Source organism: Streptomyces sp. NPDC001068 (genome assembly GCF_042897315.1).
In the GTDB taxonomy this organism is placed as follows: Bacteria; Actinomycetota; Actinomycetes; order Streptomycetales; family Streptomycetaceae; genus Streptomyces.
Genome location: NZ_JBIAYD010000032.1, coordinates 1 through 12,456 on the forward strand (window position 1 = coordinate 1; position 12,456 = coordinate 12,456).

General features: G+C 67.4%; 11 protein-coding genes and 1 pseudogene. 4 read left to right on the forward strand and 8 right to left on the reverse strand.

Features of this window, described 5'->3' with window-relative positions; genetic code table 11:
* Positions 1-48: 48 nt before the first annotated feature.
* The 3 genes and pseudogenes from ACFY3I_RS43090 to ACFY3I_RS43100 form a co-directional block, all read right to left on the reverse strand.
* The gene (locus ACFY3I_RS43090; RefSeq protein WP_390866413.1) at positions 49-2,106 is read right to left on the reverse strand and encodes a hypothetical protein; all 2,058 of its coding nucleotides are present in this window, start codon (positions 2,104-2,106) and stop codon (positions 49-51) included.
* Between the two features lie 776 nt (positions 2,107-2,882).
* Positions 2,883-2,993 (reverse strand): annotated as a pseudogene (locus tag ACFY3I_RS43095) (transposase); the annotation flags it as partial.
* Between the two features lie 277 nt (positions 2,994-3,270).
* Positions 3,271-3,738 carry a DUF6924 domain-containing protein gene (locus tag ACFY3I_RS43100; protein WP_390866414.1) on the reverse strand — a complete coding sequence of 156 codons (468 nt, stop codon included), beginning with the start codon at positions 3,736-3,738 and terminating at the stop codon, positions 3,271-3,273.
* 130 nt (positions 3,739-3,868) lie between these two features.
* Here ACFY3I_RS43100 and ACFY3I_RS43105 point away from each other — a divergent pair, with 130 nt between their 5' ends.
* Both ACFY3I_RS43105 and ACFY3I_RS43110 read left to right on the forward strand, forming a co-directional pair.
* Entirely contained in the window at positions 3,869-4,228 is a 360-nt protein-coding gene (locus tag ACFY3I_RS43105; RefSeq protein ID WP_390866415.1) for an Imm51 family immunity protein, read from the forward strand.
* Between the two features lie 245 nt (positions 4,229-4,473).
* Entirely contained in the window at positions 4,474-6,087 is a 1,614-nt protein-coding gene (locus tag ACFY3I_RS43110) for an ISL3 family transposase (protein ID WP_390866433.1), read from the forward strand.
* Positions 6,088-6,096: 9 nt separating this feature from the next.
* Here the strand turns inward: ACFY3I_RS43110 and ACFY3I_RS43115 are convergent, their stop codons facing one another.
* From ACFY3I_RS43115 to ACFY3I_RS43125, 3 genes are all read right to left on the reverse strand, one after another.
* Complete coding sequence (locus tag ACFY3I_RS43115; RefSeq protein WP_390866416.1) at positions 6,097-6,375, reverse strand: hypothetical protein; 279 nt, start codon at positions 6,373-6,375, stop codon at positions 6,097-6,099.
* A gap of 241 nt (positions 6,376-6,616) precedes the next feature.
* A complete protein-coding gene (locus ACFY3I_RS43120; protein ID WP_390866417.1) occupies positions 6,617-7,114 on the reverse strand; it encodes a DUF6624 domain-containing protein in 498 nt (165 codons plus the stop codon).
* Between the two features lie 455 nt (positions 7,115-7,569).
* Positions 7,570-8,637, reverse strand: a complete 1,068-nt coding sequence (locus tag ACFY3I_RS43125; protein WP_390866418.1) for a hypothetical protein — start codon at positions 8,635-8,637, stop codon at positions 7,570-7,572.
* Between the two features lie 653 nt (positions 8,638-9,290).
* Here ACFY3I_RS43125 and ACFY3I_RS43130 point away from each other — a divergent pair.
* Entirely contained in the window at positions 9,291-9,875 is a 585-nt protein-coding gene (locus tag ACFY3I_RS43130) for an HNH endonuclease family protein (protein ID WP_390866419.1), read from the forward strand.
* Between the two features lie 150 nt (positions 9,876-10,025).
* Here the strand turns inward: ACFY3I_RS43130 and ACFY3I_RS43135 are convergent, their stop codons facing one another.
* The gene (locus ACFY3I_RS43135; protein ID WP_390866420.1) at positions 10,026-10,397 is read right to left on the reverse strand and encodes a lamin tail domain-containing protein; all 372 of its coding nucleotides are present in this window, start codon (positions 10,395-10,397) and stop codon (positions 10,026-10,028) included.
* A 38-nt stretch (positions 10,398-10,435) separates the two neighbouring features.
* Between ACFY3I_RS43135 and ACFY3I_RS43140 the strand changes: the two genes are divergently transcribed.
* Positions 10,436-10,960: a hypothetical protein gene (locus tag ACFY3I_RS43140; protein WP_390866421.1), complete on the forward strand. Its 525-nt coding sequence runs from the start codon at positions 10,436-10,438 to the stop codon at positions 10,958-10,960.
* A 44-nt stretch (positions 10,961-11,004) separates the two neighbouring features.
* Here the strand turns inward: ACFY3I_RS43140 and ACFY3I_RS43145 are convergent, their stop codons facing one another.
* On the reverse strand, positions 11,005-12,210 hold the full coding sequence (locus tag ACFY3I_RS43145) for an IS110 family transposase (protein ID WP_390866422.1): 1,206 nt from the start codon (positions 12,208-12,210) through the stop codon (positions 11,005-11,007).
* Positions 12,211-12,456 lie beyond the last annotated feature (246 nt).

The following is a 12,456-nucleotide window of genomic DNA, read 5'->3' on the forward strand; positions in this document are numbered from 1 at the left end:
CCCTGGCGAGGCACTCGACCCGCGCCGCAGGTGGAACCCACCCCGAGTTCAAAGACACCAGGAAACGGGCATCGCGTCACGAACCGCCCTCTGATAGCTGCTGATGTCCTTGTCCACGGTGTTAGGTCCGAAGACAAATGATCCAGCCACACCCGGCCCGCCCATGGGGGTGCACGGTTCCGTCACGCACTCCACATAGGGAGAGCCCTTCACGGGATCCTTCGGTGCGATCGTCGGCTCCTTCGGGGCCGTGGAGTCGATCGTGAAGTAGCACCACGGGGAGAACGAGGAGTAGAGGTCGCCACTGCTGCCGTCTTTGTAGGACCAGTGCGACTGGGTGCGGGCCCGGTACCGGTAGGTCGTGAGGTCCGTGCGTTTCGTGGTCAGCTTGTCGAGCAGGTCGCCATCCTTGGCATAGCCGCCGTCGCTGTCCTCGGCCCAGATCTCTTCCCAGGTAGTACCGTCCGTCAGAAGGCGGGCGATACGGAAGTTGGCCTTCAGGTGCCCCGGGTCGTCATTGGCGCCCGGCTGCACCTGCGTCTCCACCCGTGCCCGCACCGTCGGCTGGTCGACCGTGACAGCCAGCGGGGAGTTCGCCGGATAGCAGTAGCCGTGCGCGTTCACCCCGGCCACACCGGGAATGACACCGACGTTGATCGGCACACCGGGGTTCTGTGCATAGTCCACTGAGAGCTCGGCGTTGTCGTCGAAGCGCTTCCACGCGCGGGTGTCGCTCTCGTCTCCGGCGCGCAGCATCAGCGTGAGCCGGCCGAACTTCCCGTCGGCGAAGTCCTGCACCTGCTTCATCAGGCTGCCGTTGAACTCCACCCACGCAGCGGGCTGGGCAGGGCTGCAGTTGTCGCCCCGCCCCGCCGACACCGTCTTGGTGTCGATGAGCGCGATGTTACTCGGGTCAGACCATTTCGTTCCCTCGGAGATGTTGCTGGTGCGCTCCAGGTCCACGGCCTTGGCGTCGCAGTTGAACGACCAGGTCTCGTGCGCACGAAATGTGGCGTGCAGAACGTGCTTGCCAGCCAGGGCGCTAGGGCTGAACTCGAAGTACATGCGGTTGACGTAGTCGTCGCCGCAGGGATAGCCGTCCGCGCTCGCACAACGGCCCACTCCGTAGTCGCCGGAGAACTGATAGAACGAGTCGCCGTCCGAGGACAGGACCGTCCGCTCCGCCCGCGCAAGCCCCACCGCCGGATCGATCCGCACGGGATACACCGTCTGATCGCCCCGCAGCAGGTTCAGGTCAGGGGTGACGGTGATGCTGCCGTCATCGACCCGCACGGGCAGGGCCGCAGTCGTGTCGCCGTCCCCGGGTTCGAACGGCGCCGGGGTACCCGGATCGGCTGCGGCGGAGGCCGCGCCGGCTGTCCGCGCCGCCGTTCGAGGTGTCTTCTTCTGAGGTTCGGTGCTGGTGCCGGCCGAGTCCCACATCTGTCCCGCCGGCCCGGTGAAGACAGCGTTGTCATCAGCGTCGACCGCGCGCAGCCCGCCCCCGGCGCCGGGGATGACGGACACGCCGTCGCCCTCGACGGCGAAGCGCAGCTGCTCCAGCGCCTGCTGCTGCGCGGCCTCGGCGGACTTGACCACCAGGACCTCGCGGTAACCGTCGGGCACCGCGGTCAGCTGCAGGTCGACCCCGGGCAACACCTCGGCGTAGGTGGCGGTCGCACCGTCCAGCGACGGTACGGGCAGCTGGCCCGGCCAGCGCACCGACAGCGCCTGCTGGTCCTTCGCCAGGCGGACCATGGCCTGGGCTCCCCCGGCGGAGAACGACTCGTCAGCTGCCGCGTACCGGGGGCCGATCGAACCGTCGCCGCGGCGTATGAGCGTCGTGTCGATGTCGTGCCACGTGCCGACACTGTCCTTGGCCCGTTGCGGCGAGGTCGCCTGCTTCAGGGTGTAGGTGCCGTCCGGATTCGCGAAAGTCTGCGTGTACTCCGTACGCTGGTCCACGATCTCGACCGGGTCCCCTGACGCCTTCGCCTGCTCCGCCGGCGTCGGCGCGGCGCCCCCGTCAGCGTGCGCCGCCACCGCGGTGGTCACGTTCGCCGCCGCGGCCCCGCCGAACAGCAACGGCCACGCGGCCAGAGGCACGGCCAACCGCCGCGCCCACAGCCCTCCCGTAAGAGATCTCCACTTACCCGCCTGTGATTTCACAGCCCCGCCCCACGTCCCCGCAGAAGATCCACAGATACGTCGCGGATAGTAGCCAGGCACACCCACAAAGCATCAAGAGTGATCCACATCACAGGCAAAGTTTTTAATTGGACAAGAATTAGAAAAAGAGCATTTAAAGGCTCCGTAAAAAGTGGACCATGAGAAACTTCCATCCAATTGCAGACCAATCAAAGTTGAACGATGGATGGCTGCACGGGGATGAAGCCTGCACGGCCCGATGCCTCGACCTGGGATGATCCCGCCACCCAAGCGCCCCTGCGGCCTTCACATCCGAAGTACAGCCGTCCGGTACTGAGAGCCCCCAGCAGGCTCGCACTTGCTGCACACCGCCCCAGCTGACGCAGCGAAGAGGAAAAGGGGTGCATATTCCGCAAACACGTCAAGGCCTGAGCCAGCAGGCGCCAGAGTTCACTGAGGCTCATTCCATAAGAGAAGCACTATTGACCCTTATCGTGAATTAACAGCAAATCGGCCGCACCTCCCGCTACACAAACCACGCCAGGAATGGCATGCCGCAGCTCCCGACCGGCAACGGAATCATTCAGACCTCGAGGCGGCCGATGACGCCCACGGCGCACAGGGCTGTGTGGAAGTACAGGCACGGTCAGCCTCGACGTCGTCGGCGCACCGACGGCATCGGAGGGCTGGCGGTGTCGTCGCTGGGAATCGGCGCTCCCACGTCCCGCCGACGGAGGTTCGTCATTGGCGGCGCGGCGTGACAGCAGCCGACGGCCGCTCTCGTCGATCGCGACGCAGTGGTGGTGGGTCTTGCCTGCGTCGATGCCAGCCCAGATCGCGGCCATGTTGGTGCCTCCGTGCGGTGTGCTGCTGGTTCCTCCCACGGACGACCTCGCTGTCGATTCCCTACGGAGCGATCATTCGCAATTCCTAATTGGCAGCCGAATCGTCGTGGGGCGCCGGGCGGCCAATCGATGGAAGCCTCAAGCGGCAGAAGTTTGAAAGACACACCCGGCACCCCTGGGTGGGTGAACCATACGAAGGGCTCACCGCCTCCCGCAGAACAACGTAGGGAACTTTGATCAGTTTCACCGAAGTTCGACCGCTGTTGCGGTGAGCCCTTCAGAAGGATCGGAAGACGCCGGCGGGGCTGGCCCGGGCAGCCTCGATGACGTCTGCGAAGTCCAGATTGGCGATCGACAGGTTTGCGTGGATGCGGCCGATGCCAACAGGGACGGTTCGGACCGATCCGCCGTATGCCTCGAACTCCTCGTCGGTCTCGCACTCCTCCCTGGTGAGCACGGCTACCGCCAGCAGTGCATAGTCGTGATCGTTCATGGTGACGCCGTCGGCCAGATAGACGATGCTCAGTTCCTCGTCCCCGGAGAGCGAGGCGAGCACCTCGTCGGCCATCGCCCCCGCCCAGGCCGGATCGTCGACGATGTGGAGGTAGGGATCGACCTCGCCATCGTCGAAGTCCCACGGCTTCAACAACTCCGCCAATACGGCCTGCCAAGCCTCCTCGTCGCCGAAGTCGGTCCTGATAACCAGCGCAGCAGACTCATCGCGGTCGGCAATGGCGGGCAGCATCCTCGGGCTCCAGTCTCTACAGGGGGCCACGTACCGCACACACGATGCCAGCCCCCACCGACAGCCGACGCCCGCTCAGCCTGACGAACCGCACGGTCCGGATCAGGTCGCGGCACCTACCATCACCCCCATGATCGATTCATCAGCCCTGGCCCCGTTCCACCTGGACGAAACCGGCGAGCCAGACCCCTCCCACTGCCTCTATCTCTTCGACGGCGACATGGAACAGGTCGCCGACGTCTTCGAGGAACACAACGCCGAGAGCCATGGTCACGGCTGGGAGGGACTGGCCGAGTCACTGGTCAGTTCCCGCATGCCCGACAGCGCGGACAACCTCCACTTCGGGTCAGAAGCCGGCACGTTCGTTGTCTCAAGCAGCGACCTCAAAGCGCTCACGGACCTGGCCGTCCTCTTGCACTCCGCCTTCCACAACCGCGAACTGCTCAGCCAGTACATCCTGACGGCCGACCCCCGCTTTCTGGACCGATAGGGCCCGTGAGCGGGGCCAGGGCTGACCGGAACCAGGGGCCACCTCAAGCCGTTCCGACAGCGCCAGACTCCGCTGAATGGGGCCACCCCAGACCGGAAAAGTGGGGCCGAAACAAGGGTCTGGCACAGGTTCCGTGAGCCGGTGACGTCTTGTAGTTGTTGATCTTCTGTCGGGTGGTACGGAAGTCGCCTTGAAATCGCTCCTCGTGCGGGTGGTACGGCTGACATTCGGTGGCCGTGAACGAGGTGTTGTCCCGGCTGCAGGAGTTGCTCTTCCCATCGGTCCCCGGCATCGCGGTCGTGGCCATCCACACGGACAGCGAGGCGATACGCGTCGAGGCCCGGTGTACGCCCATCGGCGCCTCATGCCCTGACTGCACCCACTGGACGGAACAGGTCCACAGCTCCTACCTGCGGTTTCCCGCAGACTTACCCGCCGCAAGGCGGAAAGCGCAACTCGCGCTGCGCGTGCGGAGGTTCTTCTGCCCGGCCCCGGCATGTGGTCGACGAACGTTCGTGGAACAGGTGCCGGGGCTGACCCGTCGCCACGGCCGGGTCACCGAGCGGCTGCGCCGTGCGATGAGTGAGATCGGGCTGGCCCTGGCGGGCCGGGCTGGTGCCCGTCTCGCCCAGGTCATGGGCATCGCGACCAGTCGCACCACGCTGCTGCGCCGGGTGATGGACCTGCCCGACCCGGCGGCGACGGAGCCCCGCGCGGTCGGCGTCGATGACTTCGCCCTGCGGCGCGGTCACGTCTACGGGACGGTCGTGATCGATGCCGAGACCCACCAAGTCCTGGACCTGCTGCCCGAACGCGACGCCGCCACCCTCGTCCCGTGGCTTGCCGACCATCCAGGTGTGGAGGTGATCTGCCGTGACCGCGCCGGTGCCTACGCCGAGGCGGCTGACACCGCCGCTCCGCAGGCTCTCCAGGTCGCCGACCGGTTCCACCTCTGGCAGAACCTCGTCTCCGCGGTGGAGAAGGCCGTGGCCAACCACCGCTCCTGCCTGCGGGATCTGCCGCCGTCCGTTCCTGAACCTGATCCGGCATGGGAGACACCGGCCGGGGCAGTGACCGGCGAGGAGGACGAGTCGGACACTCCGACGGGCAGGTTCGCCGAACGGGCCCGCGCTCACCACGCCCTCGTCCACGATCTCCTTGCCCAGGGGATGGGCCTGCGCCACATCGCTCGTCATCTGGGTTGGGGTCGTCACACCGTTCAGCGGTACGCACGCGCCACCCGCTGGCAGGACATGGTCAAGGGCCGCAAGCGTCAGCTCCCCAGCAAACTCGACCCGTTCAAGCCCTATCTGGTCCAGCGCTGGGACGAGACCGGAGGGAAGGTCACGATGCTCGACCTCCACCGCGAGATCGCCGCACGGGGTTTTCGCGGCCACTACTCCCTGGTCTGTGACTGGGTCCGCCGTGACCTTCGGGAACCGGGCTTCACGGCCGCCCCGCCCCCACCCTCAGTACGACAGGTCACCGGCTGGATCACCCGGCACCCCGCCACCCTGACCGAAGAGGAGAAACTGCAGCGCAAGACCGTGCTCGACCACTGCCCGGAACTCGCATCCGCCGCGGAGCTGACCAGCGCGTTCGCCGAGATGCTCACCACGCTCAGCGGCAGCCGTCTGCCCGAATGGATCAGCGAGGCCGCTGACGCCAACCTGCCCGGCATCAGCAGCTTCGCCACCGGCTTGAACAGCGACTTCGACGCGGTGACCGCCGGCCTGACCACCGACTGGAACTCCGGCCCGGTCGAAGGAGCAGTCAACCGGATCAAGATGCTCAAACGACAGATGTTCGGCCGCGCAGGCTGCGGCCTCCTGCGCAAGCGGGTTCTGCTCTCCTCTTGAGAATGCGCATCAGACCGCGTCCTCGATGACTCCGAAGCCGTCCGGGAACTGTTCCAGGAACGCTCTACGTGACGGATCGGCCTCTTCCACTGCCATGGCTCCGAGCAGGTCGAGGAACTCGTTCTGTTGTTCTCGCGACAATTTGCTCACAACGTGAGCGACGCCCTCCAGGACCTTGACAGCATCGTCTGGATCCATTTGCTCGTCTTCACAGCCCTCGATGAACCAGAGGACATCGACCAGAGCCTCGGCCAGGGCTCGCGTCAGGGAGGGGTATGCAGCAGGCATCGAGACGGTCTCCCGGCAACGCGGCGAACAGAGTCTGGCCATCTCATCACATGCCGCTGACATCACGGTCAGTCACTGGCTCACGGAACCTGTGCCAGACCCCGAAGCAAGGCTGTGATGCCATCCCCCTACATCGCGCCGGGCGTCACCTTCGAGGGTGATGACATCGGTACCTGGAGGTGGCGGCAGCGGGAACCGAGTACCTGGGCGCAGCTGCCCGAGGGCGGCGGCCCACCGGTGGTCAATGACCGCGCATGCGCCGGTCGTACTCCGCCGCCGGCTCCAGACCCATCGCGGCACGGCGCTCTTCAATCCGGTCAGGGTCGGCAACGGGCTGCAGGCGCAAGTTCGTGCCGTCTCCGTCGTCGGTGTACTGCGTTCCGTACACCTGAGGCTCCCCGGCCGCGACCAGAACCCGGTCGGTGAGGTAGGCGACGTGGCGCGGTGGCGCGTCCTCAGCCTCGACCGCGGCCCTCAGGAGTTCGAGAGCCCGGCGCTGAAAGACCGGATCGAGGTCCGCGTGCTGAGCAATCAGCCATGCCGCATCGGCCCCCCTCTCTCCCACCAACGCGACGCCCGGCCAACCGCATTCGGAGATGACCTGCTTCAGCCAGGCGGTGTTATCGGTATCGATCCGGCGCAGCTCGCGTCCGTCACGGGACGTGACCGCCAGACGCCGCGCCGCCTGGTCCCGTTCGGCGCGGAGGTGAAGTTCCGCGGCCAGTTCGTCGTTCATCATGAGCCGGACCCCCGTTCGCCGCTCTGTTCTGGAAGCTGGACAAACAGTGTCCTGCCGGGCGGTGCCGCCAACGGCCAGTTCCGGGAATCCGGGGCGGTCGTATGCGGACGTGCGCAGACCGAGCGCACGACCGCATCTGACGAGCATGCCGGACGAACATGGGCAACTCCCCTGCCGGCGGCAGCGGGAGAGCCGTGACGTACCGCGCACGCTGTGGTCCGGGATGTCGCCGACTCCGTGCCGAACCCGTGTCGGCGACCGCAGACAGCCAGGGTGCAGGCCTGGGAGTCCGGCCTGTCGGCATCCTCCGGCGTTGCCTGTCGGGCACAATCGCGACAGGAGCCTGTCCGGGCTCCCGTCGCACGTTGCCCGGACGGGCCGTCCGCTCATCCCGAAGGGGACACCGCACCGCTTCCGTCCAGCCGCCCACGCGCTTGGGCGGAAGCGGCCCCGCTCTACACGGTCTCCTCGCCGATCGCGTTCTTCACAGGGAGCAGCTCGCCGTCGATGGTGTGGAGTTCCTCTTCGTCGAGTGTCAGGGCGGGGTGCGAGTGGGGCAGGCCGGCGATGTGCTGGATGCGCAGGTAGAGCGAGGGAGAACCGTCGTTTCCGTCCCCGCCCAGTTGGGAGAGGCGAAGGTGGCGCTGTCGTTCCAGGTCGGGAAGTGACGCCAGTGAGGTGCGCAGGTGGGTCCAGACGTCGACTCGGCGCTGGATGGCGAGTTCGAGGGCGAGGCGGGCGGGCTGGGTGAGCACCAGTGCCCTGAGCAGTCCGTCGACGGCGGCGGGGGATGTGATGCGGGCGGCGATCTCGTCGGCCCGGAAGTCCGCGCGGCCGCTGGAACGCTGATCGAGCCGGCTCAGGGTGCGTTGGAGCAGGAGTATGCCGTGCGCCATCAGGTTCTGAAGGGGCCAGGCGAGGGCCTGGCCCATGGTGGCGCCGGAGTTCTGCCGGATCGTGGCGGTGCCGCCGGCGGTGAACGCGGCCGAGTCCAGGACCTCTTGGCGTGCGTTGTCGAGGTGGGGGGCGGGGCTGATCAGGTCCGCCCAGGTGGAGAGGGCGTCCAGTGCGGTACGGATCCAGGCGCGGTGCGGCGCTCCTGCGAAGTTGCCGCCGAGAGCGTGGGCCAGCAGGGCGAGCCGCTCGTCGGCCGGGAGGGTCTCCCACAGGGGCAGGCCCAGGACGAGGACGTGCCGCCGCCGTACCCCAACGGTCAGGGAGTCCCAGCCGTAGCGTGCGTCGACCGCGATCGTGTCCACGGGCCGCGTGCCGAGGCGCGTGGTGATCCGCTGAGCCACCGCGTGCAGGGCGGGTGCTGCGGCGGGGTCCAGCGTGTGTCGCGGCAGCGTCGCCGGGCGCGGGCGCAGTGCCACGGCGAGGAGGCAGCCGATGGCACCGAGGACCCGCTGTGGCCAGGTGCCCGCCACCAACAGCCACACGCCGGTGGCGGCGAGGACGACGGTGACCAGGTTGACTGCCGTAGCCAGGACCAGCGCGCCGACGAGCGCCGCGTACGGCGACACCGTCCGCTTCCCCTGGACCGCGACATGCTCCGGGACGCGTCGGCGGCCAGCCGGGCGTCGTACCTGGCCCTGCCCGGGCGTGCCGGCGTCGCTGAGCGGATCAAGGTTCCAGTCACAGGCGGGGCACCAGGAACTGAACCGGGGATCCGAACCCGGCAACGCCGCATGACACTTCGGGCAGACGGTGGCTAGATCATCATCCATAACCAGCGATCTTGACCCGCCGTCAGCCAGAATGCAGCAAAGAGAACCCAAGCCCTGACACGACCTTAACGCCGTCCACGCCACCACCCCAGAGCGACAGCGCGAAGCGGTCCGCCCCGGCCGAGGGCCAGCCGTCCACCGCCTGAACCGCACGACCACTGCCCAAGCGCCGGCCCCACCACTCACTGCCAGCCGTGACCAGCGGCGCCCTTCGATGGTGTGATTAGTTCGCCGTACGGGTGAACCCGCCTCCGAACGACCGACGCTGCCACACCGCGGCCGCTACGAAAATCACAGCCCTGTTCGTGATATTCGAAACGGAGACCCGGCCATGCGCCCTGCCTGCACCCAACGCACCCTGACCGCCGCGCTGTTCGCGCCCCTCGCCCTGCTCACCCCCACCACCGCCCAAGCCCGCCTCCGCATCGCCCGCGGCCGCGCAGCAGTCCGTGCACCGCGCGCCCGGCGAGACCATCACCCTGCCGGTCCGCGACGCGCTGGCCGTAGTGGAGGAGAGCCGGGCCGGCTACTCCCGCGACAAGTTCAAGCACTGGATTGACGCCGACAAGAACGGCTGCAACGCCCGCGCCGAAGTCCTCCTGGCCGAAGCCGTCACCGCACCCGAAGTCGGCCCGAAGTGCGCACTGATTGGGGGCAACTGGTATTCGCCCTACGACGACCGCTACCTCGACAGCGCCAGTCAGCTGGACGTCGACCACCTGGTCCCGCTGGCTGAAGCGTGGGACTCGGGCGCCTCCGCCTGGACGGCGAAGGAACGCGAGGCCTACGCCAACGACCTGGACGACCCGCGCGCGCTGATCGCGGTGTCCGCGGCCTCGAACCGGTCCAAGGCCGACAAGGACCCGGCTGACTGGCTGCCGCCGTACGCGCCCTACTGGTGCGAGTACGTCACCAACTGGGTCGCCGACAAAACCCTCTACCAACTGAGCATCGACCCCGCCGAACAGACCGCGCTCGCCGACCGCCTCGCCGCCTGCCCGGACCGGCCCGTCACCGTCACCCTCGCCCGCTGAACATGCGTCTGGCCCGTCACCACGGCGCACAGCGGGTGACGGGCCAGACGGAGAACGACGGTTGGGTGCCGCGGTCGGCGGTATGCCGAGGACAGGCGTACCGCCGACCGCCAGGTGCCGGTCCGGGGAGGCTGGCACCCGCTTGCGCGGTCAGTGGCGGTGGCCGCCACCGCGGTGGTCACGGTCGCGGTAACCCCAGGAGGCTTCGTCGATGAAGCGGCCGTGGTCGTTGCGCAGGGTCGCGGTGTCCCGGTCGTTGTTCCACACGTAGTTCCGGCGGTCCTGGTAAACGTCGCCGTATCGGTCCCGGCCCTCACCGGTGTGGACACGGACCGTGGCCCGGCCGTCCAGACGGAAGTGCCGGAAGGTGTAGGTGTGGCCCGCCTCGTCGGACAGCGTCCAGCCGTCCAGATTGACTGCCCGACGCGACGTGTTGGTGACGTCCACCCACTCCTTGTTCAGCGACCAGTTCGAGCGGTCGTCACGGCCCGGAGAGTCGTACTGCACGTCACTGATTCCCAATGATCCTTGTCAACTCAGTGAGCCGTAAGGTGCAACCCATGGAATCGTTGATCGCTGCCGTCCGCGAGCAGGACGAAGTTGCCCGTTTTCTTGCTTGGCCTGGTGACTTCGACCTGGACCGAGGCGATCATGTCGAAGAGGTCCACCTCGCCTCGGGCGCCGCGCTCGAGGGTTTCGCCGGCGACGGCGCCGGGGGCACGTACTTCTTCTGCGGTGAGGGTGGCGAGGACCGTCCCATCCTCTATGCCGACTCCGAAGGCGGTGCGGCACTGGTTGCGATCGGCCTGCCCGAGCTCCTGCGGCTCCTGTTGGTCGCCCCTTGGTGGCGTGACTGCCAAGCGTTCACGGACGAGGAGAGTCGCGAGCTCTCGGCCGAGTACCTGGAGGACATGCCGGATCTCGTGGCCCGGAGAGACCGTGCCGCGGCGGCCCTGGGCCTCCACCTGCCGGCCCAGGCAGACGTTCTGGCCCGCTTGAAGGAGGTAGCGGTTCAGATGGGAGAGAACTTCGTCCTCATCTTCACGCCCGAGGGCCACTCCTACGAGCCTCTCATCAGGAACTGACACGCACCGCGGCAGCAAGCACGCGCCGTCCCAGGCAACAGGGATCAGCCCACCGTGAGACCGCGCTGAGGTGGTAGGACGTCGAAGGTTCGCTGGTCGCGGATGAGGGCCCACAAGACGTCGAGGCGTCGACGGGCGAGGGCGAGGATCGCCTGCTTGTGGCTCTTGCCCTCGGACGGTTTCCGGTCATAGAGGGTCTTCGAGGTGGGACAGAAGCGAGCGGCGATTTGAGCGGAGAGATAGAAGACGCGCAGGAGCCGCCGGTGGTAGCGGTGTGGTCGGCGCATGTTTCCGCTGATGCGCCCTGAGTCCCGTGGGACCGGGGCGAGACCAGCGACTCCGGCAAGGCGCCCCGCACTCCCGAAGGCGTCCATGTCCCCTCCGGTGCAGGCGATGAACTCCGCCCCCAGCAACGGGCCCATGCCGGGCATGCTGACGATCACTTCCGCGTCGCGATGCTCACGGAAGCGGTCAGCGATCTTCAGGTCGATGCTGGAGATCTCCTCGTCCAGCGCCAGTACGGCCTTGGCCAGGGTCTGGACCACAGCTGCGGCCGTGGTCTCCCCGGCGACAGCAGTGTGCTGGGCCTGCGCCGCGGCGACGGCGGTGTCGGCCAAGGCCTGGGTGCCGCGCACCTTGCGGTTCTTCAACCAGCTCGCCAGCCGGCTCGGACCGATCCGTCGCAGGGCAGCTGGCGTCCGGTAGCCGGTCAGCAGAACGAGAGCACCCTTGGATGCAGCGTAGTCGAACGCCCGCTCCAGCGCGGGGAAGTACTCCAGCAGCTGAGCCCGCATTCGGTTGATGGCCCGCGTGCGGTCGGCTGCCAGGTCGTAGCGGCGAGCGGTGAGAATCCTCAGGTTCACCGCGACCTCGTCCCAGTCCTGCAGAGGCTGCAGGTCCCTGCGCATCCGGGCCTGGTCGGCGATGACGTAGGCGTCCTTGGCGTCGGACTTGCCGTCCCCTCGGTAGCTGCGGGAGGCGAGGTGAACGGTATGGCCAGGGATATAGAGGAGCCGCTGGCTGTGACTGGTGAGCAATGCGATCAGCAGGGCGGCTCCGCCCGCGTTCAGGTCGACGGCCCAGGTCACCGGGGCATCCTGAGCCAGCGCGAGGACGTCGCCTATCAGCTCCAGCAGTTTCCCCTCGTTGTTTGGTACTCGGCGTGAGAGCACCTTCATCCCGTTTGTGTCGATCACCGTGCAATGGTGCGCGGCCTTGCCGGCGTCTGTCCCCGCCCAGAGCTCGGGCACCCGAGCCTCCCTCGTCGATCGGTTGACTGGTCCTTGCAGACGACCACGCCGACGTGTCCCTACGGAGCGATCTCTGTTCGCGCATCCCAATGAGTGGCCGTGTCGTCGCGGGGCGCTGGGCGGCCTATCAGTCAAAGCCACACGGACGGCATGAGCGCTTTCAGCCACACCCAGGCCCCTGGGTCTCCCGATCGTACGAAGGACCGGAATCGACCCGCCAACAAGGTAAGGAGCGTTTTCAGCGGG